At 71.4% G+C, this 24,518-nt stretch carries 21 protein-coding genes, 1 tRNA gene and 1 pseudogene; 13 read left to right on the top strand and 10 right to left on the bottom strand.

Annotated elements, in window-relative coordinates; all coding sequences use genetic code 11:
- Nucleotides 1-38: 38 nt before the first annotated feature.
- The 5 genes and pseudogenes from rapZ to BKE38_RS09680 form a co-directional block, all read left to right on the top strand.
- Nucleotides 39-947, top strand: a pseudogene (rapZ, locus tag BKE38_RS09700) (RNase adapter RapZ); the annotation flags it as partial.
- Between the two features lie 187 nt (nucleotides 948-1,134).
- Complete coding sequence (locus BKE38_RS09695; RefSeq protein WP_076957116.1) at nucleotides 1,135-1,590, top strand: PTS sugar transporter subunit IIA; 456 nt, start codon at nucleotides 1,135-1,137, stop codon at nucleotides 1,588-1,590.
- A 217-nt stretch (nucleotides 1,591-1,807) separates the two neighbouring features.
- Nucleotides 1,808-2,185, top strand: coding sequence for an HPr family phosphocarrier protein (locus tag BKE38_RS09690; RefSeq protein WP_083747425.1), 378 nt, complete (start codon nucleotides 1,808-1,810; stop codon nucleotides 2,183-2,185).
- The gene (gene ptsP, locus BKE38_RS09685) at nucleotides 2,175-4,094 is read left to right on the top strand and encodes a phosphoenolpyruvate--protein phosphotransferase (protein WP_083747424.1); all 1,920 of its coding nucleotides are present in this window, start codon (nucleotides 2,175-2,177) and stop codon (nucleotides 4,092-4,094) included. Before BKE38_RS09690 ends, ptsP begins: the two co-directional genes overlap by 11 nt.
- A gap of 66 nt (nucleotides 4,095-4,160) precedes the next feature.
- Nucleotides 4,161-4,862: a class I SAM-dependent methyltransferase gene (locus tag BKE38_RS09680; protein WP_076957115.1), complete on the top strand. Its 702-nt coding sequence runs from the start codon at nucleotides 4,161-4,163 to the stop codon at nucleotides 4,860-4,862.
- Nucleotides 4,863-4,884: 22 nt separating this feature from the next.
- On the opposite strand, the gene BKE38_RS09675 is transcribed toward BKE38_RS09680, so the two are convergent.
- The 6 genes from BKE38_RS09675 to BKE38_RS09650 all read right to left on the bottom strand — a co-directional run bounded on the left by BKE38_RS09675 (nucleotide 4,885) and on the right by BKE38_RS09650 (nucleotide 10,630).
- Nucleotides 4,885-5,403 (bottom strand): hypothetical protein, encoded by a 519-nt coding sequence (locus BKE38_RS09675; RefSeq protein ID WP_076957114.1) that lies wholly within the window; start codon nucleotides 5,401-5,403, stop codon nucleotides 4,885-4,887.
- A 124-nt stretch (nucleotides 5,404-5,527) separates the two neighbouring features.
- A complete protein-coding gene (locus BKE38_RS09670) occupies nucleotides 5,528-6,334 on the bottom strand; it encodes an undecaprenyl-diphosphate phosphatase (RefSeq protein WP_076957157.1) in 807 nt (268 codons plus the stop codon).
- A gap of 147 nt (nucleotides 6,335-6,481) precedes the next feature.
- Nucleotides 6,482-7,567, bottom strand: coding sequence for a TRAP transporter substrate-binding protein (locus BKE38_RS09665; RefSeq protein ID WP_076957113.1), 1,086 nt, complete (start codon nucleotides 7,565-7,567; stop codon nucleotides 6,482-6,484).
- A 261-nt stretch (nucleotides 7,568-7,828) separates the two neighbouring features.
- On the bottom strand, nucleotides 7,829-9,136 hold the full coding sequence (gene ahcY / locus BKE38_RS09660) for an adenosylhomocysteinase (RefSeq protein ID WP_076957112.1): 1,308 nt from the start codon (nucleotides 9,134-9,136) through the stop codon (nucleotides 7,829-7,831).
- Between the two features lie 138 nt (nucleotides 9,137-9,274).
- Nucleotides 9,275-9,907, bottom strand: a complete 633-nt coding sequence (locus BKE38_RS09655; protein ID WP_076957111.1) for a CoA transferase subunit B — start codon at nucleotides 9,905-9,907, stop codon at nucleotides 9,275-9,277.
- A 15-nt stretch (nucleotides 9,908-9,922) separates the two neighbouring features.
- Nucleotides 9,923-10,630, bottom strand: coding sequence for a CoA transferase subunit A (locus BKE38_RS09650; RefSeq protein ID WP_076957110.1), 708 nt, complete (start codon nucleotides 10,628-10,630; stop codon nucleotides 9,923-9,925).
- A 237-nt stretch (nucleotides 10,631-10,867) separates the two neighbouring features.
- On the opposite strand from BKE38_RS09650, the gene BKE38_RS09645 reads away from it, so the two are divergent.
- The 4 genes from BKE38_RS09645 to BKE38_RS09630 all read left to right on the top strand — a co-directional run bounded on the left by BKE38_RS09645 (nucleotide 10,868) and on the right by BKE38_RS09630 (nucleotide 14,380).
- Nucleotides 10,868-10,943, top strand: a tRNA-Ala gene (locus BKE38_RS09645).
- 79 nt (nucleotides 10,944-11,022) lie between these two features.
- Nucleotides 11,023-12,792 carry an adenine deaminase gene (locus tag BKE38_RS09640; protein WP_076957109.1) on the top strand — a complete coding sequence of 590 codons (1,770 nt, stop codon included), beginning with the start codon at nucleotides 11,023-11,025 and terminating at the stop codon, nucleotides 12,790-12,792.
- A gap of 89 nt (nucleotides 12,793-12,881) precedes the next feature.
- Nucleotides 12,882-13,829 carry a Bug family tripartite tricarboxylate transporter substrate binding protein gene (locus BKE38_RS09635; protein WP_076957108.1) on the top strand — a complete coding sequence of 316 codons (948 nt, stop codon included), beginning with the start codon at nucleotides 12,882-12,884 and terminating at the stop codon, nucleotides 13,827-13,829.
- On the top strand, nucleotides 13,829-14,380 hold the full coding sequence (locus tag BKE38_RS09630) for a DUF4269 domain-containing protein (protein WP_076957107.1): 552 nt from the start codon (nucleotides 13,829-13,831) through the stop codon (nucleotides 14,378-14,380). The genes BKE38_RS09635 and BKE38_RS09630 overlap by 1 nt, the downstream gene beginning before the upstream one ends.
- Here BKE38_RS09630 and BKE38_RS09625 read toward each other — a convergent pair.
- Genes BKE38_RS09625 through BKE38_RS09615 form a run of 3 tightly spaced genes read right to left on the bottom strand, consistent with a single transcriptional unit; the run spans nucleotide 14,377 to nucleotide 16,019 of the window.
- Nucleotides 14,377-14,718 carry a hypothetical protein gene (locus BKE38_RS09625; protein WP_076957106.1) on the bottom strand — a complete coding sequence of 114 codons (342 nt, stop codon included), beginning with the start codon at nucleotides 14,716-14,718 and terminating at the stop codon, nucleotides 14,377-14,379. The genes BKE38_RS09630 and BKE38_RS09625 overlap by 4 nt on opposite strands.
- A 49-nt stretch (nucleotides 14,719-14,767) precedes the next feature.
- On the bottom strand, nucleotides 14,768-15,262 hold the full coding sequence (locus BKE38_RS09620; protein ID WP_106409177.1) for a DUF1579 domain-containing protein: 495 nt from the start codon (nucleotides 15,260-15,262) through the stop codon (nucleotides 14,768-14,770).
- A gap of 16 nt (nucleotides 15,263-15,278) precedes the next feature.
- Nucleotides 15,279-16,019, bottom strand: a complete 741-nt coding sequence (locus BKE38_RS09615) for a DUF899 domain-containing protein (protein ID WP_076957105.1) — start codon at nucleotides 16,017-16,019, stop codon at nucleotides 15,279-15,281.
- Between the two features lie 60 nt (nucleotides 16,020-16,079).
- Here BKE38_RS09615 and BKE38_RS09610 point away from each other — a divergent pair, with 60 nt between their 5' ends.
- A complete protein-coding gene (locus BKE38_RS09610; protein ID WP_076957104.1) occupies nucleotides 16,080-16,529 on the top strand; it encodes a MarR family winged helix-turn-helix transcriptional regulator in 450 nt (149 codons plus the stop codon).
- Nucleotides 16,530-16,830: 301 nt separating this feature from the next.
- Here the strand turns inward: BKE38_RS09610 and BKE38_RS09605 are convergent, their stop codons facing one another.
- Nucleotides 16,831-17,580 (bottom strand): SDR family NAD(P)-dependent oxidoreductase, encoded by a 750-nt coding sequence (locus BKE38_RS09605; RefSeq protein WP_076957103.1) that lies wholly within the window; start codon nucleotides 17,578-17,580, stop codon nucleotides 16,831-16,833.
- 110 nt (nucleotides 17,581-17,690) lie between these two features.
- Here BKE38_RS09605 and BKE38_RS09600 point away from each other — a divergent pair, with 110 nt between their 5' ends.
- From BKE38_RS09600 to BKE38_RS09590, 3 genes are all read left to right on the top strand, one after another.
- On the top strand, nucleotides 17,691-18,701 hold the full coding sequence (locus BKE38_RS09600) for a C-terminal binding protein (protein WP_076957102.1): 1,011 nt from the start codon (nucleotides 17,691-17,693) through the stop codon (nucleotides 18,699-18,701).
- Between the two features lie 278 nt (nucleotides 18,702-18,979).
- Nucleotides 18,980-20,380 (top strand): glycosyltransferase family 4 protein, encoded by a 1,401-nt coding sequence (locus BKE38_RS09595; RefSeq protein ID WP_076957101.1) that lies wholly within the window; start codon nucleotides 18,980-18,982, stop codon nucleotides 20,378-20,380.
- Nucleotides 20,381-20,477: 97 nt separating this feature from the next.
- Nucleotides 20,478-24,518: type I polyketide synthase (locus BKE38_RS09590; RefSeq protein ID WP_131829549.1), on the top strand; the 4,041-nt coding region annotated here is incomplete at its 3' end.

The following is a 24,518-nucleotide window of genomic DNA, read 5'->3' as shown; positions in this document are numbered from 1 at the left end:
GGCCTTTCGTCGCGCCGGACGGCGCGCGGCCGTTCGTCGTGGTCACCGGCCTGTCCGGCGCCGGCAAGGCCTCGATCCTGCGCATGCTCGAGGACCTCGGCTTCGAGAGCATCGACAACCCGCCGCTGGCGGTGCTGGAGGAGCTGGTGCGCGACGGCGGCCATGTGCCGCTGGCGGTCGGCCTCGACGCCCGCACCCGCGGCTTCGACGCGCTGGCGCTGCTGCAGCGAATCGCGCGGCTGCGCACCTTGCCGGGGCTGGCCCCCGAGCTCATCTATGTCACCGCCGAACCCGCCGTGCTGATGCGCCGCTTCTCGGAGACCCGGCGGCGTCATCCGCTGGCCCCGGGCGGCTCGCTGGGCGGCTCGGTCGCCGACGGCATCGCCCGCGAGGAGGCGCTGCTGGCGCCGCTGCGCGATGCCGCCGATGCCCTGGTCGACACCACCGAGCTGCCCCTGCCGGAGCTGCGCCGCCAGATCGAGCGCCGCTTCCGGGTGGCGGAGGGGCCCGAGGGGATGGCGGTCGCGGTGCTGTCCTTCGCCTTCCCGCGCGGCCTGCCGCGCGAGGCCGATCTCGTCTTCGATCTGCGCTTCCTGCGCAATCCGCATTATGATCCGGCGCTGCGGCCGCAGACCGGACGGGATCCGGCGGTCGCCGGCTTCATCAAGGCGGATGCGGAGTTCGGTCCATTCTGGCAGCGCATGACGGCGCTGCTGGACCCGCTGTTGCCCCGCTATGCGGCAGAGGGCAAGAAATACCTGACCGTCGCCCTGGGCTGCACGGGCGGGAAGCACCGCTCCGTGCTGCTGGCCGAGATGCTGGCCGAGCACCTGGCCGGGCAGGGATGGCGGGTCGACCTCCGCCACCGCGAGCTGGCCGCCGCCGAGCGGGTCCTCACCGGACCGCCGGCTGCGGACCCCGTTCCGGCGGCGGCGGACAGCGGTGCCACCAGGCCTCCTGGCGGCGCCGCCGGGACGACGGACGTGACGATCGGGCAGGACGCCCAGGCTGAGCAGCGCGGGCAGGACGCCCATGCTGGATACCGCGGGCCGGAAGCCCGTGCCGGCGCCGCGGCGCCGCTCCCTCATCCGGGTCGGGAGGACCCTTCTTGCACACTGTGATGGCGTATTCCTGATGATCGGTCTTGTGCTGGTCAGCCACGGCCGCCTGGCCGAGGAGTTCCGCCTGGCGATGGAACATGTCGTGGGGCCGCAGGCCCAGGTCGCGACGGTCTGCATCGGCCCCGAGGACGACATGGACGGCCGCAAGCGCGACATCCTGGCCCAGGTGGCCGCGGTGGACAGCGGCGACGGCGTGGTGCTGCTGACCGACATGTTCGGCGGCACGCCGTCCAACCTGGCCACGGCGGTGGCGCAGGACAGCGCGGCGGCCGGCGGCGCCATCGAGGTGATCGCCGGCGTCAACCTGCCGATGCTGGTCAAGCTGGCCCGCATCCGCAACGCCGAGCCGCTGTCGCCCGCGGTCGAGCACGCCATGCGCGCCGGCCGCCACTACATCGCCTGCGCGACCCCCACCCGTTGCGCGCCGCCCTCCGAGGTGGTGCTGCAATGCGTGCAGAAAACCGGCTGAGCCCGGCCTTCGACCTTGCGGGACTGGAAAACCGGTCCCGCCGGCCAGATATGGAAAAAATACGGCGCAGGCGCAGTCCCTGGGGCGCATCCCCGCGGCGCGCCTGCCATAATCCCGGCGCTTTGCCCGTCGATTCTCGCAGCGGTACCGGGATCCGGGGACCAGACCAGGCCGTCGCGCGCTCGCGCCGTGGCGGCCGCAGCAGAGGGGCGAGACGATGCGCCTTGACCAGACCGGCCTGCTTTTCTGGCGCGGCCCCGCGCCCGCCGCGCCGTCCGACACCTATGGCGCGGCCGCGGAGCCTGCACCGGAAGCCGCCAACCCGCTGGTGCTGCGCAGCAGCATCCGCATCATCAACAGCCGCGGCCTGCATGCCCGGGCGGCGGCCAAGCTGGTCTCGCTGGCCGAGCGGTTTTCCGCCTGCGTCACCGTGTCCCGCGATGGCCAGAAGGTGCCCGCCTGCTCCATCATGGGGCTGATGATGCTGGGCGCCGGCAAGGGCAGCGAGGTGCTGGTGGAGGCCGAAGGGTGGGACGCCAGAGAGGCGCTGGATGCGGTGGCCGGCCTGATCGAGGCCGGTTTCCATGAAGACTGAGAAGGCCAGCGCGAAGGAGAAGGCGGAGGCCAGGGCCGAGGCGGAAGCGCTGAAGGCCGAGGTGCTGCGCGCCGCCGAGAAGGCGGCCGAGGCGGTGCGTCCGGAGAAGGAGCCGCGCCGCAAGGCCAAGACCCGCGAGGTCTCGATCCGCGGCATCCCGGTCAGCCATGGCGTCGCCATCGGCGCCGTCTACGACACCTCGGAGGAGCCGACGCTGGCGCCGCGCCGCCAGGTCGATGCCGGCCATGTCGAGGATGAGCGCGCGCGCCTCAACGCCGCGGCCGCCGCCAGCCGCAAGCAGGTCGGCAAGCTGAAGGCGCGCCTCGGCGTGCTGCCGGAGGAGGCGCAGGAAGAGCTGGCGCCGCTGCTCGACGCCTATGCCATGATGCTGGGCGACAGCCGGCTGCTGCGCGGCGCCCGCCGCCGCATCGGCGAGGAGCTGCTGGCCGCCGAGACCGCCGTGCAGGACGAGGCCGAGGCCATCGCCGCCGTCATCCTGGCCGCCAAGGACGACGACAAGCCCGGCCTGAAGCGCCGCGCCGGCGAGGTGCGCGAGATCGCCCGCCGCCTGACCCGCAACCTGACCGCCACCCCCTTCCGCAGCCTGAAGGGCGTGCCGCAGGGCGCCATCCTGGTGGCCGAGGAGCTGACGCCGGCCGATGCCGCGCTGCTCGACCCCGCCCGCATCGCCGGCGTGGCGACGGAGGAAGGCGGCGCCGATGGCCATACCGCCATCATGCTGCGCGCGCTGGGCATCCCCTCGGTGCTGGGCTGCCCTGGCCTGACCGAGGCTGCCGCCCGCGGCGACGAGGCGGTGCTGGACGGCAGCGCCGGCACCATCGTGCTGCGCCCCGGCCCTGCCGCCATGGAGGCCGGGCGCGAGGCGCTGGCCGCCTATGCCAAGGAGAAGACCCGGCTCGGCAAGCTCCGGCGCCTGCCCTCGGTCACGCTGGATGCCGAGGAGGTCGAGCTCCAGGCCAATCTGGAGATCCCGGCCGAGCTGCCGCTGATCGCCCAGGCCGGCGCGCAGGGCATCGGCCTGCTGCGCACCGAGTTCCTGTTCATGAACCGGGAGGATCTCCCGGACGAGGATGCGCAGTTCCACGCCTATGCGCAGATCGTCGGGCCTCTGGCCGGCGACCAGGTGACCATCCGCGTGCTCGACTGGGGCGGCGAGAAGGACATCGAGGCCCTGGCCGAAGGCATCGAGCCCTATCACGCCGGCCCCAACCCGGCGCTGGGCCTGCGCGGCATCCGCATGCTGCTGAAGCGCCCTGAGCTGCTGGAGGCGCAGTTCGCCGCCATCCTGCGCATCGCCGCACAGGGCCCGGTGCGCATCCTGCTGCCGATGGTCACCGTGCCCTCCGAGGTCGCCCAGGCGCGCGAGATCTATGAGCGCGTCGCCCGCCGGCTGCGCCGCAAGGGCGTGCCGCTGCCGGAGAAGCTGCCGCCGCTGGGCGCCATGATCGAGACGCCGGGCGCGGCGCTCGCCGCCGACGCCATCGCGCTGGAGGCCGATTTCTTCGCCATCGGCACCAACGACCTCGCCATGTACACCCTGGCCGTCGACCGCGCCGAGGCGGAGGTGGCCCATCTCTACGACCCGCTGCACCCCGCCGTGCTGCGGCTGGTGCAGTTCGCGACGGAGGCGGCGCTGCGGCTGCGCATGCCGGTCTCGGTCTGCGGCGAGATGGCGGGCAATCCGCGGCTGGTGCCGCTGCTGCTGGGCCTGGGCATCCGCACGCTGTCGATGAATGCCAGCGCCATCCCGCGGGTGAAGCAGGTGGTGCGCACGCTGCAGATCGACGACTGCGCCCGCTTCGCCCGCCGCGTCATGGAGCAGAGCGACCCGAAGCGCATCCAGGAGCTGGTCATGGCCTTCGGCGAGCCCGCCGCGGCCAGGGACTAGCTTCCGCCGCCTTTGCGATCGCGGATCGAGATGGCAAGCTCCCGGTGCAGACCGGGAGCTTTTTTCATGTCCGACGCCGCCGCCGCCACGGGGACCCCTGCCCAGGAAACGCCCGCGCAGGCGCTGATGCAGCGGCTCTTCGGCGAGGATCTCTATGCCGGCTTCACGCCGGAGCTGCCGCAGGACCTGCAGGGCTGGAACAGCACCCATCCGACGCTGGCCCGCCTGGTGCAGGAGGTGAAGCCGAAAACCATCATCGATGTCGGCGTCTGGAAGGGCGCCTCGGTCGCCTTCTTCTGCAAGGCGCTGCAGAAGAACGCCCTGCCCGGCGCGGTGATCGCGGTCGACACCTTCCTGGGCAGCCCCGAGCACTGGAACCGCGAGCGCCAGGACAACATTTTTGCTTCATTGCGGCTGCGGCATGGGATGCCGGGGCTGTATTGGCAGTTCCTCAGCAACATGGCGCATCTGGGGCTGCAGGACCGCGTGGTGCCGCTGGCCCAGACCAGCGAGAACGCCGCCGTCATCCTGCAGCGGCTGCGGGTGAAGGCCGAGCTGATCCATATCGACGCGGCGCATGAATACGAGCCGGTGCTGCGCGACGCCCGCCGCTTCTGGGCGCTGCTGGCGCCGGGCGGCGTGCTGGTCGGCGACGACTTCCCCTGGCCCGGCGTCGCCAAGGCGGCGCAGGAATTCGCCGCCGAAATCGGCCAGGAGCTGGTGGTCGAGAACCCGAAATGGATCCTGCGCAAGCCGCTGAAGCGGTGAGCGGCCGCCTGGCCCCGTCGCCTTACCGCGTCAGCGCCGGCGAGGCGGGCTGCGGCGCCGAGCGGATCGCCGTGTTGGCGCGCTGCGAATCATAGCGGTTGCGGTCGCTCTCCAGCCGGCTGCGCAGCCGCTCGATCTCGGCCTCGCGCGCGGTGAAGCGGCGCTGCGCGGCCTCGTCGCTGCGCAGCCGGGTGTTGCGGCTGCCCTCGCCGCTGCGGCGGGCGACCGCCGCGCGGCGCGGGGTGGCGCCGCGGCCGGCAGCCCGGCGACCGGGCCGGGCGGGCGCGGCCTCCTGCGGCAGCGGCGGCGGGGTCCAGGCGGCGGTGGGCACGCCGGCGACGGTCGGCGCCACCGGCAGCTCCTGCGTCATCGGCGCCGGGATGACGGGGCGGATGCGGTCGAACTGGCGGGCGGAGCCGGCCATCATGTCGCCGCCCGGGCTGGTCTCGTTCGGCCACATCTGCGCGGCGGCGCCGCCCGAGAGCAACACCGGGGACGCCAGCAGCGAAATCAGGAAGAAGGCCCGGGCCGGGAAGCGCATGGGGGAAACAGTGCCGCCTGAGGAATGGGCCGGCAGGATGCCGTCCCCATCCCCTGCGATCAAGTTCCAGGAATGAGACGCCGGGGCACAACCGCAGCGCGGTGCCGCCCCGGCGAGGAAGGGCTCAGCGGACGGCCAGCCAGCCGAGGATGAGCAGGCCCAGCGCGATGCGGTAATAGGCGAAGGGGGTGAAGCCGATGCGGCTGATCACCGACATCAGCCAGCGCACCACCACCAGCGCCACGACGAAGGCGGCGACGAAGCCGATGCCGATCAGGCCGGCCGCGCTGAAATCCAGCTCGGCGCGGTTCTTGAACAGGCTGAAGACGGTCGCCGCGATCATCGTCGGGATGGCGAGGAGGAAGCTGAACTCGGCCGCCGTGCGCCGGTCGACGCCCACCAGCAGCGCGCTGATGATGGTGGCCCCCGACCGGCTGGTGCCCGGGATCATCGCCAGCGCCTGGCCGAAGCCGATCAGCAGCGCCGCCAGCGGCCCGATCTCGGGCACCGAATGGATGCTGGGATCGGGGCGGGCGCGCTCGATGGCGATGATGGCGACGCCGCCGGCGATGAGCGCCAGGGCCACCACCAGCGGCGTGTAGAGCAGCTCGGTCACCGTCTTGTAGAGCGTCGCGCCCAGCACCATCGCCGGCAGGAAGGCCAGGGCCAGGTTCAGCGCGAAATAGTATTCGTGGCTGCCGCGCTTCCACATGCCCAGGGCAATGCGGATCAGCGTCGCCCGGAACAGCCAGATCACCGCCAGCACGGCGCCCAGCTGGATGCTGATCTCGAAGGTCTTGCCCGGCGGGCCGCGGAAGCCGATGGCCTCGCCCAGCAGGATCAGATGGCCGGTCGAGGAGATCGGCAGGAACTCGGTGAGGCCCTCGACCACCCCCATCAACAGGGCGGAAATAGCCAGGGAAAAATCCATGAAGGGGTCCTGCCAGGAAGGGCCTTCCGGATAGCCCGGCCGGCCCTGGCTTGTCACTCAAACCCCTCGGAAAAGTCCGAAAATTTCTTATATTTTAACGGCATGCAGGGGCCGCGAAAAATCCCGCGGCCCCGGCTTGTTGCAGGATCAGCGCACCGTCTGCTGGGCGGTGAAGGCGAAGTTGTCGAAGGAATTCTCCGCCACCCGGAACCAGGCATATTCGTCGTCGCGGAAGCGGCGATAGGAGTCCCAGATCTTCTTGAAGCGTTCGTTCTTCGCGCCAGTCTCGTCGTAGAGCTCATGCGCGGCCTTCCAGGCGGCGGCCAGAATCTCGCGCGACCAGGGGCGCAGCTGGGCGCCGCCGGCGACCAGACGGCGCAGCGCCTGCGGGTTGCCGGCGTCGTAGCGCGCGGTCATCTCCTGGTCGGCCTCGGCGCAGGCCGCTTCCAGCGCCGCCTTGTAGGGGGCCGGCAGCGCCTCGAAGGCGGCCTTGTTGACCATCAGGTGCAGCCGCGCGCCCGGCTCCCAGAAGCCCGGGAAGTAGTAGTTCGGCGCCACGCGGGCAAAGCCCAGCTTCTCGTCGTCATAGGGGCCGACAAACTCGACGGCGTCGAGCGTGCCGCGCTCCAGCGAGGGATAGATGTCGGAGGCCGCCACCTGGGTCGGCACCGCGCCCAGCTTGGCGAAGACCTGGCCGGCGAAGCCCGCGATGCGGAACTTCAGGCCGTGCAGATCGGCCACCGTCTTCACTTCCTTGCGGAACCAGCCGCCCATCTGGGCCCCGGTGTCGCCGGCGCTGAAGGGGACGATGTTGTAGGAGCCGAACAGCTCGTTCGCCAGCGCCTGGCCGCCGCCGTGCCGGTTCCAGGCGTTGAACATGCGGGTGTTCAGGCCGAAGGGCATGGCGGTGAAGAAGGCGAAGGAAGGGTCCTTGCCGGTGTAGTAATAGGCCGCCGAATGGGCGCATTCGACCGTGCCGGCCTGCACCGCATCCAGCGCCTGCAGCCCGCCGACGATCTCGCCGGCCGGGAAGCAGCGGATCTGGAACTTGTTGTCGGTCAGCGCCGCGACCCGGCGGGCGATGCCTTCCGGGGTGCCGAACAGGATGTCCAGGTTGCGCGGGAAGCTGCTGGTCAGCCGCCAGCGCAGCTCCGGCGCGGCCTGCGCCAGGGCGGGGGCAGCCAGCGCGACAGGCGCGGCGGCCGCGGCGCCGAGCAGGGCGCGACGATTCATGACGGATTCCTCCCAGGAAAGCGCAACAATCTTGCCCGTAGCCCATTGCTGCCGGCAAGGAAAGCCCGGCTGTGCGAAGGCAGCCGCTGCTGTCTGGGCAGGACATAAAAAAGGCCAGGGGAATGAATTCCCCTGGACCCCATCTTTTTTCTGGCTGTCCGCAAGCCTGACAACCAGCGCGAGTGACGCCGCTGGTCCCACGGGGCGCCGGAGGACTCCCGGCGGGGTCCGGGGGGACACTGTCCCCCCGAAGTTTTATCCTTAGTAGCGATACTCTTCGTGCTTGAACGGCCCGGCGACCGGCACGCCGATATACTCGGCCTGGGCCGGCGACAGCTTGGTCAGCTTGGCGCCGACCTTGGCCAGGTGCAGGGCGGCGACCTTCTCGTCCAGCTTCTTCGGCAGGGTGTAGACCTTGTTCTCGTAGGCCTTGGCGTTGGTCCAGAGCTCGATCTGGGCCAGCACCTGGTTGGAGAAGCTGGCCGACATCACGAAGGACGGGTGGCCGGTGGCATTGCCCAGGTTCACCAGGCGGCCTTCCGACAGCACGATCAGGCGCTTGCCGTCGGGGAAGATGACCTCGTCCACCTGCGGCTTGACGTTGTCCCAGGTGTAGTTGCGCAGCGCGCCGATCTGGATCTCGCTGTCGAAGTGACCGATGTTGCAGACGATGGCGCGGTGCTTCATCGCGCGCATGTGGTCCAGCGTGATCACGTCGATATTGCCGGTGGCGGTGACGAAGATGTCGCCCTGCGGGGCGCCCTCTTCCATGGTCACGACCTCATAGCCTTCCATCGCGGCCTGCAGGGCGCAGATCGGATCGGCCTCGGTCACCAGCACGCGGCAGCCGGCGTTGCGCAGCGACGCGGCCGAGCCCTTGCCGACATCGCCGAAGCCGGCGACGACGGCGACCTTGCCGGCCATCATGACGTCGGTGCCGCGGCGGATGGCGTCGACCAGCGACTCACGGCAGCCATAGAGGTTGTCGAACTTCGACTTGGTGACGCTGTCGTTCACGTTGATGGCGGGCACCTTCAGCGTGCCCTTCTTCACCATGTCCCACAGGCGGTGGACGCCGGTGGTGGTCTCCTCCGACAGGCCGCGGACATTGGCCAGCAGCTCGGGGAAGCGCTCATGCACGACGGTGGTCAGGTCGCCGCCGTCGTCCAGGATCATGTTGATCTCCCAGCCATCCGGGCCGCGGACGGTCTGGTCGATGCACCACCAGAACTCTTCCTCCGACAGGCCCTTCCAGGCGAAGACCGGGATGCCGGCGGCAGCGATGGCGGCCGCGGCGTGGTCCTGGGTCGAGAAGATGTTGCAGGACGACCAGCGGACCTCGGCGCCGAGCGCGGTCAGCGTCTCGATCAGCACGGCGGTCTGGATGGTCATGTGCAGGGAGCCGGCGATGCGGGCGCCCTTCAGCGGCTGGCTGGGGCCGTATTCGGCGCGCAGCGCCATCAGGCCGGGCATCTCGTCCTCGGCCATGGCGATCTCCTTGCGGCCCCAGGCCGCGAGCGAGATGTCCTTGACCTTGTAGTCGCTGAAGCCGGGGGTCGCGTCGGGCATGTCTGTTCTCCGCAATGGCGGCCGCGATAGCACGGTCATCCACGGCGGCCAAGCGAAAGCCACGAGGCATAAGGATAGGTTTATGTGATCTTTCCGCGCGGCGGAGGAGATCACCCCTCCCCCGCGCGGATCGCAACCTCAGGCGGCGAAGGCGGCCTCGGTCTTCTCGCGGACCTCGTCCAGCGTCACGCCGGGCGCCAGCTCGACCAGCGCCATGCCGCCGGCCTTGCGGTCGATCGAGAAGACGCCGAGCTCGGTGATCACCAGGTCGACCACGGCCTTGCCGGTCAGCGGCAGGGTGCATTCGCGCAGGAGCTTGGGCTTGCCGCCGGCGGTGTGCTCCATCAGCACCACCACCTTCTTGACGCCGGCGACCAGGTCCATGGCGCCGCCCATGCCCTTCACCATCTTCCCCGGGATCATCCAGTTCGCCAGGTCGCCATTCTCGGCCACCTGCAGCGCGCCCAGGATGGACAGGTCGACATGGCCGCCGCGGATCATCGCGAAGCTGTCGGCCGAGGAGAAGAAGCTGGTGGTCGGCAGGGTGGTGACGGTCTGCTTGCCGGCATTGATCAGGTCCGGGTCCTCCTCGCCCTCATAGGGGAAGGGGCCCATGCCGAGCATGCCGTTCTCCGACTGCAGCTGGACGCTGATGCCGTCGGGGATGTGGTTGGCCACCAGCGTCGGGATGCCGATGCCGAGGTTGACGTAGAAGCCGTCTTGCAGTTCGCGGGCGGCGCGGGCCGCCATCTCGTCACGGGTCCAGGGCATATCCTTACTCCTCCCTCAGGCCGCGCGCTTGCGGGTGGTGCGCTGCTCGATGCGCTTGGCATAGCCCTCGGGCAGCTTGACGATGCGCTTCACATAGATGCCGGGGGTGTGGATCTGGTCGGGGTCGATCGCGCCGGCCGGGACCAGCTCCTCGACCTGGACGATGGTCACCTTGGCGGCCGTGGCCATCATCGGGTTGAAGTTCCGCGCCGTCTTGCGGAACACCAGGTTGCCCTCGGTATCCGCCTTCCAGGCATGGATGATGGCAATGTCGGCGAAGATGCCGCGCTCCATCACATAGGTCTCGCCATCGAAGTCCCGCGTCTCCTTGCCCTCGGCCACGGCGGTGCCGACGCCGGTCTTGGTGAAGAAGGCGGGAATGCCGGCGCCGCCGGCGCGGATGCGCTCGGCCAGCGTGCCCTGCGGGTTGAACTCGATCTCCAGCTCGCCGGCCAGGAACTGCTTCGCGAAGGTCGCGTTCTCGCCGACGTAGGAAGAGATCATCTTCTTGATCTGGCGGGTCTGCAGCAGCAGGCCGAGGCCGGCATCGTCGACGCCGGCATTGTTGGAGACGACCGTCAGGTCCTTCACGCCGGAATCACGGATGGCCTCGATCAGGCTGGCGGGGATGCCGCAAAGGCCGAAGCCGCCGGAATGGATCAACAGCCCATCGCGCAGCAGGCCTTCCAGCGCGGCCCGCGCATCCGGGTAGACTTTCCGCATCACTGACGCTCCCCAGTTCAGGAAGGCCGCAGGCTAACGGCCCCTTCGCAGTCGCGGAAGGGGCAGCCGGGGGGCTTCGGGAGCGGTTTCTTCCGCACCTGCTCAGCAGCGTCAGCTTGTCCAGCCGCGTGCCCGCATGGCGGCCATGCAGCGGTCCTGCAAAAAAACGGAAATAACCCGCGCCGAGACGCTTGCGCGCCCCGCGGCCGCTAGTTATACCCCGCCTCACTTCCCCGGGGGGCCATAGCTCAGTTGGGAGAGCGCTTGAATGGCATTCAAGAGGTCGTCGGTTCGATTCCGATTGGCTCCACCAGTTCAACAGGCTGCCCTGAAAAGGGCAGCCTGTTTTACTTTGTGCGCCCCGCAGCCCTGCTTCCGCTAATCTCCCTGGCATGAGCATCGACCAGCGCTTTCCGCTGAACGACCGGGCCCTGCGCGACCGCGCCGTCCGCGCGGCCCAAGGCCTTCTTCCGTTCGACCTGCTGCTGGTGAACGGCCTCATCGCCGACATGGCCACCGGTGAAATCCGCGAGGCCGATGTCGGCTGCGTTGGGCCGCTGATCGCCTCGGTGCATCCGCGCGGTAGCCGCGACGATGCGGCGACAGTCATCGACCTCGGCGGCCGCATCCTGCTGCCCGGGCTGATCGACACGCATATGCATGTCGAGAGCTCGATGCTGACCCCGCGCCGCTATGCCGAGACGGTGCTGCCGCAGGGCACGACGACGGTCTGCTGGGACCCGCACGAGCTGGGCAACGTCGCCGGCATCGCCGGCCTGCGCTGGGCGGTCGACGCCCTGCGCGACCTGCCGCTGCGGGCGCTGGTGCTGGCGCCGTCCTGCGTGCCCTCGGCGCCGGGGCTGGAGCGGGCCGGGGCCGCCTTCGGCTCCGAGGAACTGGAAGAAATCCTGTCCTGGCCGGAGGTCGCCGGCGTCGCCGAGGTGATGGACATGCGCGGCGTGCTGGCGCGCAGCCCGCTGATGGCCGGCATCGTCCAGGCCGGGCTGGACAGCGGCAAGCTGGTCTGCGGCCATGCGCGGTCGCTGACTGGCGGCGCGCTGCAGGGCTTCGCCGCGGCGGGGATCTCGTCCGACCACGAGATCACCTCGGGCGACGACCTGCTGGAGAAGCTGCGGGCCGGCTTCGCCATCGAACTGCGCGGCAGCCATGACTACCTGCTGCCGGAGGCGGTGGCGGCGCTGGCCTCCCTGCCCCGCTGGCCGCAGACGCTGACGCTCTGCACCGACGACGTCTTTCCCGACGACCTGGTGGCGCGCGGCGGGATGATCGACCTGATCCGCCGGCTGGTTCGCTACGGCATGCCGGCGCTGGAAGCTTTTCGCGCGGCGACGCTGAATGCGGCGCAACGCATCGGCCGCGCCGATCTCGGGCTGATCGCGCCGGGCCGCCGCGCGGATTTTCTGGCCGTCGGCTCGCTCGACGCGCTCGAGGTGGCGGAGGTCTTCGTCTCCGGTGCGCTGGTGGCGCAGGACGGGGCGCTGGTGGCGCCGCTGCCGGAAGCCGATCCGCCGGGGCTGCGCGACACGATGCGGCTGGGGCTTTTATCGCCCACTGACTTCGTGCTGCGCGCGCCCGGGCCGACCGCCCGGCTGCGCACGGTGTCGCAGCCGCGCTTCACCCGCTGGGGCGAGATCGAGGCCGCCGTCGTCGATGGCGCCGTGGTCCTGCCGGAAGAGGCCTGCTGGATGGCGGTGGTGCATCGGCACGGCCTGGCCGAGCCCGTGCCGGTGATGGGCGTGCTGGAGGGCTGGGGCCGCTGGCGCGGCGCGCTGGCGACGACGGTCGCGCATGACAGCCACAATCTCTGCGTCTTCGGCCGCGGCGAGAAAGACATGGCGCTGGCCGCCAATGCGCTGATCGCGGCCGGCGGAGGGATGGCGGTGGCGTCGGGCGGGGTGGTGCGGGCGCTGCTGCCCCTGCCGGTCGCCGGCCTGATTTCCGACGCCCCGGCGGCCGAGGTCGCCGCGCAGTTCTCGGCCTTGCGCGCCGCGACCGACGGCATCGCCGAATGGCTGCCGCCGTACCGGGTGTTCAAAGCGGTGGTGGGTGCCAGCCTGGCCTGCAATGCCGGCCCGCATGTGACCGATCTTGGCGTGGCCGATGGCTCGACTGGCGAGGTGCGTGCCACCCTGGTGGACTGACGGACAGGAAAAAGAAGGGGGCCTGGGGGAATTCATTCCCCCAGCCTTTTTGCTTAAGCTTCTCTTTAAGAAATGGAGGAGCTTTTCCGATGTTCACTCGTCGCGCTGTCCTGGCCGCCTCGTTGCTGTCTGCGCCGGCCCTGGCGCAGGGCCGGGTGATCCGGCTGATCGTGCCTTTCGCCGCGGGCGGTGCCGCCGACAGCGCCGCACGGACCATCGCGCCGCGGATGGGCGAGCGGCTGGGCCAGACCATCGTCGTCGAGAACCGCACGGGTGCCAGCGGCAGCGTCGGCGGCGGCGCGGTGGCGCAGGCGGCGCCGGACGGGCAGACGCTGCTGTGGGACGCTTCTTCCCATCTGGTCAATCCGGCACTGCTGAAGGGGCTGCCCTTCGACTATGCCACCGCCTTCACGCCGATCTCGCTGGTGACGACCTTCCCGCAGGTTCTGGCGGTGAAGGCGGAATCGCCGGTGCGCGACCTGGCCGGCTTCATCGCCCTGGCCAAGGCGCAGCCGGGGACGCTGAACATCGGCACCCAGGGCAATGCCACCGCGGGGCATCTGGCGGTGGTGCAGCTGCAGCGCCTGGCCGGCATCACCCTGCAGCATGTGCCCTATCGCGGCGGCGCCGATGCGGCGCGCGACCTGGCCGGCGGCAACCTGGACGCCGCCTTCATCACCGCGCTGTCGGCAGGCCCCGTGGTGGCGGCGGGGCGGGCGCGCTTCCTGGCGGTGGCCGCCGAGCAGCGCGTCACGGTGCAGCCGGAGGTGCCGACCTTCGCCGAGGCCGGGCTGCCGGGGCTGACGATCTCCGAATGGGCGGCGCTGTTCGGGCCGGCGAAGCTGCCATTGGCGACGGCCGAGACGCTGCATGCCGCGCTGGCGGCGTCGCTGGCGGAGCCCGAGGTGCAGGCGCGCCTGGCCCAGCTGGCCGCCGTGCCGGTCGGAAGCCGGCCCGCGGATTTCGCCCGCTTCGTGCAGGAGGGGCGGCAGAGCATGGCGACCCTGGTGCGCGAGGCGGATATCCGGATCGACTGATGCCGACGGCCGCGCTGCGTCCGGATTATCGCGAGGCCCTGCGGCGCGGCAGCCTGCTGGCGCGGCTGGCCGAGTTCGACCCGCATGTGGCGGGGACGCCGCCGCTGGGGCTGGACCTGCCGGGCAGCGACATCGACGTGCTGTGCCACGCCCCCGACGCCATCGCCTTCGCCGCCGTGGTCTGGCAGGCCTTCGCCGAGGCGCCGGGGTTCCGGATGCGGCAATGGCGCTGGGCGGACCGGCCGGTGGTCGCCGCCTTCACGCTGGAGGGCTGGCCGGTGGAGATCTTCGGCCAGGCGCGGCCGGTGGCGGAGCAGCATGGCTGGCGGCATTTTCGCGTCGAGAGCCGGCTGCTGGCGATGGGCGGCCCGCCGTTGCGCGCCGCGGTGAAGCGCCACCGCGAGGCCGGGCGCAAGACCGAGCCCGCCTTCGCCGCCGTGCTGGGCCTGGCCGGCGATGACCCCTATCAGGCGATGCTGGAGCTGGAGGCGCGGCCGGACGAGGTGCTGCGCGCCACGCTGCGCTTCGCGGGCTTCAAGGTGCTGGCTTAACCGGGCTCGAAGGGCGGCAGGCCGAAGCCATGGCTGCTGCGCAGCTGCAGGATCTGCACGGCGCTCGGCAGGCTGACCAGGAATTCGGGGTCGCGGCGCAGGTGGTGGATGTCCGTGGGGTCGCGGCCGGTGAAGCGGGCCATCGACTCGACGTCCGGCCAGTAGGAGATGGTGGTGAACTCCACCTCGGCGCCGAGCTCCTCGCGGAAGGTCTGCACCGCCAGCGCCCTCTCGACCAGCGGCAGGATGCCGGCCTCGTAGTTGTAGAGCTCGTATTCGTCGGCGCGGTCGCGCAGGACGCGGCCGCGCCAGATGCGGGCGATGCGGGGCTGCTGCATGGCGTCGGTCCTTCGATGGGATCAGGCAACCAACGCCGCAGCCCCCGCGTCAGATGCGGCGATAGACGGCGCGCATCACCTGCTCCCAGCGGCCATCGGGCTTCTGCATGCGCGACGTCATGCTGCGGCCGCCATCGGCCTCCAGCGCGATGATGTCCTGGAACTTCGCGGTGCCGCCCTCGGGGCCGAAATTCGGGCCCTCGGTGTCCAGCGTCAGCATGCGGCGATCGGCATCGAGCTGGCCCTGATAGATCCAGAGATTGGTCATCATCGAGCCGGTGAAGGTGCCGACGAAGCAGCCCTTGGCGGTGTCGTAGCCCAGCAGCATGACGCTGCGCGCCTCGCTCTCCGGGGTCGGGCCGGGGCCGATGCCCTCGCAATGGATCCAGGCCTCGCCGAGCGCGCGCACCGTCTCGCGCCCTTCGAAATGGACGGGCTCGCCGCCCGGGGGCGCCGCGCAATCGGCGACCATGTGCCATTCGCCCTGGAACTGCAGCAGCCAGCGGTGCTGGTCGGTGATGCTGGGCGCCATGCAATCGCTCATCGTCTTTCCGATCCTGTCAGTCGTGGCAGCAGGCGGCGGCGGCAGGCTTGCCGTCGGCTTCAGCGTATTCGTCGTGGCGGCGCACCCAGTCCATGGTGCCGCGCTCGTTGCGGCCCAGCGGCGTGCGGTCCATCAGCATGAAGGTGCCCAGCAGCTCCTCCAGCCCGCGGGCGTAGCTGGAATAGGTGTGGAAGACCTGGCCGCCATCGCCGCGGGCAAAGACGCTGAGGCCGGGCATCTCGCTCTCCGCGCTGCCGGCCGGCAGGGGAGCGTAGTTGTAGTCGATGCTGCCCCGGGCCATGGCTTCCGCCGGGAAGCTGACATGGTAATCCTCGTTGAAGCGGCTGCCATGCGAGGAGACCCAGGGAAAATGCCAGCCCATGCGGCGGCGATAGGCCTCGATCTCCGCCAGCGGCGCGCGCGACACCGCGACCAGGCTGATATCATGGTGCTGCAGATGCGGCAGCGTGCCATCCAGGTGGTCGGCCACGAAGGAGCAGCCGGTGCAGCCCGCCTCCCAGCCCGGGGCCAGCATGAAGTGGTAGACGATCAGCTGGCTGCGGCCCTCGAACAGCTCGGACAGCCGCCTCGGCCCGGCGGGCGTGTCGAAGCGGTAGTCCTCCGCCACCGCCACCCAGGGCAGCGCGCGGCGGGCTTCGTTCAGCCGGTCGCGGGCCCTGGTCATTGCCTTTTCCTCGGCCAGCAGGGCCTTGCGGGCCGCCAGCCAGTCCTCGCGCGAGACGACCTGGTTCTGCATCGTCGTTCCTCCCTACCCGCCACCTTGACAGAGAAGGTTGATATCAACATTATAAACTCTGTGTCAGAACCGGCCGAGCTGCCTTTCGCGACCACGCTCATGGTGCGCGACCACTGCCTGTGCCTGCATGCCCAGCGCGCCGCCCGCGCGCTCGCCCGCCGCTTCGACGCCGCGCTGCGGCCGGTGGGGCTGACCAACGGGCAGTTCTCGCTGCTGATGTCGCTGAACCGCCCCGAGCCGCCGCCGATGGCCCCGGTCGCCCGGCTGCTGGCGATGGACCGCACGACGCTGACCGCGATGCTGAAGCCGCTGGAACGCCGCGGCCTGGTGCAGGTGCTGGTGTCGGAGGCCGACAAGCGCAGCCGCCGCCTGGCCCTGACCCCCGCAGGTCGGATGCTGCTGACCGAGGCGATGCCGATCTGGACCGAGACGCACGCGGCGGTGGAGGCGGAACTGCCACCGGGGAACGCGGCGCGGTTGCGGGCGGATCTGGTGGCGTTGGGGTCTTGAAGAGAAGACAGGCTTAGAGAAGGCAGGCTGAAGGTTGGGGGAATGAATTCCCCCAAGCCCCCATCTTCTTTCTGATCATCGGCCGTTCGGGAGCCAGCGCTCCAACCAAACCCACACCAGGGCATCTCGGCGGGACGCCGGCCCATGAAAACGGCGCGCCCTCACAGGTCGCGCTGCCGCCGGGCCGTTCCACATCCTGTCGTCACGTGGACACGGCAGTCACCCCAGAAAGAAGAAGGGGTCCAGGGGAATTCATTCCCCTGGCCTTGCCCCCTGCCTTCTCTTCAAGCCGGCCTTCTCTTCAGACGACCACGCCCCCATCGACGTGGAGCACCTGCCCCGTGATGTACCCCGCCTTCACCGAGCCCAGGAACGCGATCGCCTCGGCGACTTCGGCGGGCAGGCCCAGGCGGCGCATCGGGATGCGGGTCAGCACGGCTTCCCAGCCCTTGGCGTCCAGCGCGGCATGGGCGCCGGCGTCCTTCTGGGTGTAGCCGGGGGCCACCGCGTTCACCGTCACGACCGGCGCCCATTCCAGGGCCAGGGCCTTCACCAGCGCCTCCAGCCCGCCCTTCGCCGCGGCCGAGGCCGGGAAGACGGTGCTGTCGGTGCGGAAGTTGTGCGCGACGAAGGAGGAGACGGCGACCAGGCGGGGCGCGTTGCCCTGGGCCAGGATCGGGCCGGCGGCACGGGCCAGGCGCAGCAGCGCCCAGAGGATGGTGTCCTGGCTGCGGGCGAAGGCCTCGTCGGTCAGCTGCGCCACCGGGGTCCGGTCGGCGAAGCCGGCATTGGAGACCAGGACGTCCAGGCCGCCCAGCTTGTCGGCGGCTTCGGCCACCAGGCGGCCGGCGGCCTCGGGCTCGACCAGGTCGGCCATCAGCACCACGGCCTCGGCGCCCAGTTCGCGGACGCTGGCCGCGACTCGCTCGGCACCCTCGCGGTTGTTGCGGGCATGCAGGGCCAGCCGCGCGCCGGGGGCGGCCATGGCGCGGGCGGTGGCGGCGCCGATGCCGCTGGATGCGCCGGTGATCAGGATGCTGCGGTCCGCCATGGGCTCTGCCTTCGTCGCTGCGATGACGCAAAGCTTAGGCGGGGTGGCTTGCGCCCCCAACCCCGCGATCGCATCCTGCGCGCAACGAAAATCCGGGGGAAATTTCTTGCATGCTGACCGTGCTCGAGCCGGAGGGCCTCTACCCCGACACCGCGCTGGAGGATGCGCTGTTCGCCGGCCGCATCCGGCTGCTGCGTGGCGGCGGCGAATCGGGGCTGGCCGCGCTGCCCGATGCGCTCTGCGCCGAGGCGGAAGGGCTGTTCATCTTCCGCAACTGGCTGCGCGCCGAGGACCTGCCGCGCTTCCCGAAGCTGCGCGCCGTGGTGCGGATGGGCGTGGGCTATGACCGGCTGGACCGGGTGGCGCTGGCGGAACGCGGCGTCGCCGTCTGCAACGTCCCCGACTACGGCACCACCGAGGTCGCCGACCATGCAGTGGCCCTGGCGCTGGCCTTGCGGCGCGGCATCGCCCTGCACCACGACCTGCAGCGCGGCGACAGCCCGGCGGCCTGGACCCAGGTGGAGACGCCGCTGATCCAGCGGCTGGGCGAGCAGAATTTCGGCATTCTCGGGCTGGGGCGGATCGGCACCGCGGTGGCGCTGCGGGCCCGCGCCTTCGGCTTCGACGTTGCCTTCTACGACCCGCATCTGCCGAACGGGGTGGACCGGGCGCTGGGCATCACCCGCTGCCGCAGCCTGGAGGCACTGATGGAGCGCACCGACACGCTGTCGCTGCATGCGCCGCTGACGCGGGCGACCACCGGCCTGGTGGACGAGGCGGCGCTGCGCCGGCTGCGGCCCGGAGCGGTGGTGGTGAACACGGCGCGCGGCCCGATTCTCGACCTGGATGCGCTGGAGCGCTGCCTGCGGGACGGCCACCTGGCCGGGGCGGGACTCGACGTGCTGCCGATCGAGCCGCCGGCGACGGGTCCGATCCCACCGTTGCTTGCGGCCTATCGGGCGCGGGAATCCTGGCTTTCCGGGCGGCTGATCGTGACGCCGCACAGCGCCTTCCACACCCCCGCCGCCTATGCCGACATCCGGCTGAAGAGCGCGGAAACCATGCATGAAATTTTGACGAGTGGCGTATCCGCTAACCGGATACCGTTACAGGCGGAATGACGGTAAATTTAATATTGCACTAAAGCCTGAGCCCTAAACGCTTGATTTTTGTGCTCATAACGAAAAGTTCAAAGCAAAATTACCCGTCGAAACAAGCACATTCTCATAAATGAGATTGACCAAGGGTTAATCCCGCCACAAAATCGTGACAGTCTCCCTTCGCAGTTGCAGCATAGTCTGGCGAACGCCGACCCGAATTGCCGCCTACGACCGATCTGCTGACTTCGATTGCATCGGGGGCTGCCCGTCAGGGTGCCACCGTATCCCGAGGATCCGTGATGCCTGCTGACCCGCACCGAGACGACAGCCTGCACGTGATCCTGGATGTCTCGCGCCTGCTCGGCTGCGGCCGCAAGCGCACCCCTTCCGGCATCGATCGCGTCGAGCTCGCCTATGCCCGCCACTGGCTCGCCGCGCCCGAGGAGGTCTGCAGCTTCGTCGGCCAGGAGCTGCAGGGCGGCTTCGGCCAGCTGCCGCGCAAGCTGGTCGCCGACCTGGTCGCCGCCCTGACCGAGGCCTGGAGCAGCGGCCAGGCCAATGGCCCGGCCTTCCGCCGCGCGGCGCGGCTGGGCTCGCTCGGGCGCGGGCGGCTGCTGCTGGGGCTCGGCCGCAGCGGGCTGGCGCGGCTGCTGCAGTCGGGCCGCCGCATCGCCTTCCTGCTGGTCTCGCACCAGGCGCTGGACCGCGCCGGGCCGATCGAGGCGATGCGCCGCGCCGGCTGCGCCTTCGTCCCCCTGATCCATGACCTGATCCCGGTCACCCATCCGGAATACGCCCGCCCCGGCCAGGCGGAGAAGCATCTGCGCCGCATCGGCACCACGGCGGCGCTGGCCGACGGCATCATCGTCAACTCGGCGGCGACGGCCGAGGCGCTGGCGCCGCATCTGGGTGGCCGCGTCACGCCGCCGCCGGTCCTCGTCGCGCCGCTCGGCATCGACACCCTGCCGCGCGCCGTGCCGACGCCCCCCTCCGACCCCTATTTCGTCACCCTCGGCACCATCGAGCCGCGCAAGAACCACCTGCTGCTGCTGCACATGTGGCGCGAGCTGGCGCGCACCCATGGCGCCGCGACGCCCCGGCTGATCGTCATCGGCAAGCGCGGCTGGGAGAACGAGAACATCGTCGACATCCTGGAGCGCTGCGTCTCGCTGCGCGGCCTGGTGCAGGAAGTCGGCCAGCTGCCCGACCGCATGGTGGCCGAGGTGATGCAGGGCGCCACCGCCCTGCTGTTCCCCTCCTTTGCCGAGGGCTACGGCCTGCCGCTGGCCGAGGCGCTGGCGATCGGCGTGCCGACCATCTGCTCCGACCTCCCCGCGCTGCGCGAGGTCGGCGGCGACGTCCCCGACTATCTCGACCCGCTGGATGGCACCGCTTGGCGCCACGCGGTGCTCGACTATGCCGATCCGCACAGCCCGGCCCGCGCCGCCCAGATGGCGCGCATGGCCGGCTGGAAGGCACCCGACTGGGCCGAGCATTTCCGCCTGGTCGACGGGCTGCTCTCCGAGGTCACCGATCCGACGCCGCGCCAGGCCCCCTCGGGCCACGCCGCCCGCGCCCGCGCCGCCCGTGCGCCGGTTCCGGCCGGCATGTCCAATGGCGCCTGGGGCGGCCAGCCGGGTGTGGTCGCCGCCGGCGTTCCCGGCGGGGTTGTTGCCGCAGGCGCCGAAGCCGTGCCATGACCGACCGCGGATGGGCCCTGCCGCCCGTCGCGCGATCTGTCCGTTCTCTCGAACCCTTCGCGCAGGCTGCCCCCAGGCGGCGCGCTGAGCATGTGGAATGACCGAAGCTAGAAAGCTCTCCGCCCGCCGGCAGACCCGGGACAAGCAGGATCAAGGCCTGGCCCGGGAACCGATCGCCATCATCGGCGCCGCCTGCCGCCTGCCCGGCGCGCCCGATCTGGAGGCCTTCTGGGACCTGCTGGCGCGTGGCGGCGACGCGGTTGCCACCCTGCCGGCCGAGCGCTTCACCCAGGCTGCCTTCCACCATCCGCGCAAGGGCGAGCCCGGCCGCTCCTACAGCTTCGCCGCCGCGCATCTGGGCGACATCACCGGCTTCGACGCCCCCGCCTTCGGCCTCTCGCCGCGCGAGGCGGCCGAGATGGACCCGCAGCAGCGCCTGCTGCTCGAGGTCGCGGCCGAGGCGCTGGAGGATGCCGGCTGGCCTGCGACGCAGCTCGCCGGGCGCCAGGTCGGCGTCTGGATCGGCGGCAGCTCGACCGACCATGCCGAGCTGCGGCTGGCCGACCCCGCCGGCACCGACCGCTACTTCATGACGGGCAACACCCTGTCGATCCTGTCCAACCGCCTGACCAATGTCTTCGACCTGCGCGGTCCGGGACAGACGGTGGACACCGCCTGCTCCTCCTCCCTGGTCGCGCTGGAGGCTGCGGTCGCTGCGATCCGCGCCGGCCGGGTCGAGGCGGCGCTCGTCGGCGGCGTGCAGCTGCTGCTCTCGCCCTTCGCCTTCGCCGGCTTCTCCCGCGCCGGCATGCTCTCCGCCCGCGGCCGCTGCCAGGCCTTCGATGCCGCCGCCGACGGCTATGTCCGCGGCGAGGGCGCCGGCCTCGTGGTGCTGAAGCCGCTCTCGGCGGCGCTGGCCGCGGGCGATGCCATCCGCGGGCTGATCCTCGGCTGCGGGACCAATGCCGCCGGCCGCACCATCGGGTTGTCGCTGCCCAATCGCGAGGCCCAGGCCGCGCTGCTGGCCCGCACCGTCGCCGAGGCGGGCGTGGACACCGCCGACCTCGCCTATTTCGAGGCGCATGGCACCGGCACCCAGGCCGGCGACCCGGCCGAGACCTGGGCGATCGGCACCGCCCTGGCGCAGGGCCGCAGCACGCCGCTGCCGATCGGCTCGGTGAAGACCAATATCGGCCATCTGGAGCCGGCCTCGGGCATGGCCGGGCTGCTGAAGGCGATGCTGGTGCTGGAGCGCGGCCAGCTGCCCGCCAACCTGCATTTCAACACGCCGAACCCGAACATCGACTTCGCCGGCCTCAATCTCCGCGTCGCCACCGCGACCGAGGAATTGACGCTGACGGAAAAGTCGCTGGCCGGCGTCAACAGCTTCGGCTTCGGCGGCACCAATGCCTCGCTGCTGCTGGGCCGCGCCCCGGCCGTGAAGCCCGCCGCCGCGAAGCCGGCCAAGGCGACGCCGCCGCTGCTGCTTTCCGCCCGCTCCGCCGCCGCGCTGCGCGAGCTCGCGGCCAGCTGGCATGAGAAGCTTTCCACCCCCGTGGAGGCGCCCGCCAACGACCCGGTCCCTGCCCTGCTGCGCGGCGCCGCCCGGCATCGCGACCTGCATGGCCACCGCCTGGCGCTGCGCGGCGACACGCCCGAAGCGCTCGCGGATCGCCTGGCCGGCTGGCTGGCCGGCGAGCGCCCCGAAGGCCTGGCCCAGGGCGTCGCCAAGCGCGGCGCCGGCGGCCATGTCGCCTTCGTCTTCTCCGGCAATGGCGCGCAATTCGCCGGCATGGCGACGGAAGCCATGGCGCACAACGCCGCCTTCCGCGCCGCCGTGCGCCAGGCCGATGCGCTGCTGACCCCGCTGACCGGCTGGTCCGGTTACGCCCTGCTGAAGCGTGGCGTGACGGCCGAGGAGCTGGCCGGCACCGACCGCGCCCAGCCGCTGCTCTTCCTCGTCCAGCTCGGCATCCTCGCCGCCTTGGCCGCCGAGGGCATCCGCCCCGACCTCTGCCTCGGCCACTCGGTCGGCGAGGTCGCCGCCGCCCATGCCGCCGGCATCCTGACGCTGCAGCAGGCGGTGACGCTGGTGGTCGCCCGCTCCCGCGCCCAGCACAGCCGCCAGGGCCATGGCCGCATGGCTGCCATCGGCTGCGGCGCCGAGGCGGCAGCCCCCCTGCTCGCCGCCTGCGCCCCCGACGCCGCCGGCTGGCGGCCGGAGATCGCCGCCTACAACGCCCCCGACGCCATCACCGTCGCCGGACCGGAGGCTGCGATCGACACGCTGGTCGCGGCCGCCAAGGCGCAGCGCCTGGCCGCCGTCCGCCTCGATCTCGACTATGCCTTCCATTCGGCGGCGATGGACCCGGTGCGCGACGCGCTGGCCGCCGACCTGAAGACGCTGACCCCGGGCGCCGAGGCGCGCGCCTTCCTCTCCTCGGTCACCGGCAGCAAGCTGCCCGGCGTCGCGCTGGATGCCGAATACTGGTGGCAGAACCTGCGCGCCCCGGTCCGCTTCCAGGCGGCGGTGCAGGCGGCGGTGGATTGCGGCGCCCGCCTCTTCATCGAGATCGGCCCGCATCCGGTCCTGCAATCCTATCTGCGCGAAAGCCTGCGCGCCGCCGAGGCCGAGGCCCCGGTGCTGCCCAGCCTGTCGCGCCGCGACGGCCTGGGCGACCCCTTCGCCGGCCTCGCCGACCGCGCCTTCGCCCAGGGCGCCGACCCGCGCCAGGGGCCGGCCTGGCAGGGCCCCGCCACCCGCCGCGGCCTGCCCTTCACCCCCTTCGAGCGGCAGCGCCACTGGTTCACCCCCAGCGCCGAATCCGCGCGGCTGACCGACCCGCAGACCGACCACCCGCTGCTCGGCCAGCGGGCCGGCGCCGAGCTCGGCGAATGGCGCCGGCTGCTCGACACCACGCTGGAGCCCTGGCTGGCCGACCACAAGCTGGGCGGCGAGCCGGTCTTCCCCGCCACCGCCATGCTGGAGATGGCCTTCGCCGCCGGCGCGCTGCTGTTCCCGGAGGCGCCGGCGCTCGAGCTGCGCGACATGCAGATCCTGCGCGCCCTGCCGCTCTCGGCCGACCGCTCGCGCGAGCTCCGCAGCCAGCTGGACCCTGAATCCGGCCTGTTCCGCCTGGAAAGCCGCCCGCGCCTGTCCGGCGAGGGCTGGACGCTGCATGCCCGCGGCCAGGTGGCGCCCTCGACGCTGGCCGCCCTGCCGGGCGATGCCGTGCCGGCCCCGGTCAGCCCGCATCTGATCCCGGGCGAGCAGACCCGCGCCCAGGCGCGGCGCTACCACCTCGACTACGGCCCGGCCTTCGCCGTGGTCGACAGCGTCAGCGTCGGCCAGGCCGGCCGCCGCGCCGAGGTCAGGCTCGTCCTGCCCGGGGCCGCCCCCGCCGACGATGCCGGCTGGCTGCTGCACCCGGTGCGCTTCGACGGCGCGCTGCAGGGCATGGTCGAGCTGCTGGCCCCGGGCGAAAGCCAGGACGGCCGCGCCGTCGTCCCGGTCCGCTTCGGCCGCGTCGTGCTGAAGCGCGGCGCCCCGGTGCCGGTCACCGCCGACCTGCAGATGCTGCATCGCGGCGAGCGCTCCGGCCACTACACCCTGGTGCTGCGCGACGGCGGCGGCCAGGTGGTCGCCCGCCTCGAGGATGGCTGGATGCAGCGCATCCGCCTGGCGCCGCGCCTGACGCCGGAAGAGGCCGTGTTCCGTCTGGTCGACCAGGCGGTTGGCCCGCAGCCCGGCCGCGCGCCGACCATCGACCTCGACGCCGCCGCCACCGCCGCGCTGGCCGAGGACCAGGCCCAGGACCTGTCCGAGACCGCGCTGCTGCTGGAAGGCCATGTCGTCTCCAGCCTGCACACGGCCCTGGCCGGGATCGCCGGCGAGGGCGGCCGCCTGCCGGCCATGGGCCTGACGCCCTATGCCCAGGCCATGCTGCGCGCGCTGGCCGAGGACGGCCTGGCCGAGCCTGCGGGCGGCGGCTGGAAGCTGGATGCCGAGGCCGAGCTGCCGGAGGCCGGCGACATCTGGCGCGCCGTCCTGGCCGAAAGCCCGACCCTGGCCCATGAGCTGGCCTGGCTGGCGCTGGCCGCCGAGCGCCTGCCCGCCGCCCTGCAGGGCAGCGAGACC

It is taken from the genome of Teichococcus deserti, assembly GCF_001982615.1.
GTDB lineage: Bacteria > Pseudomonadota > Alphaproteobacteria > Acetobacterales > Acetobacteraceae > Pseudoroseomonas > Pseudoroseomonas deserti.
Note: the sequence above shows the minus strand (reverse complement) of the source record. Positions and strands in the feature narration are given on the sequence as shown.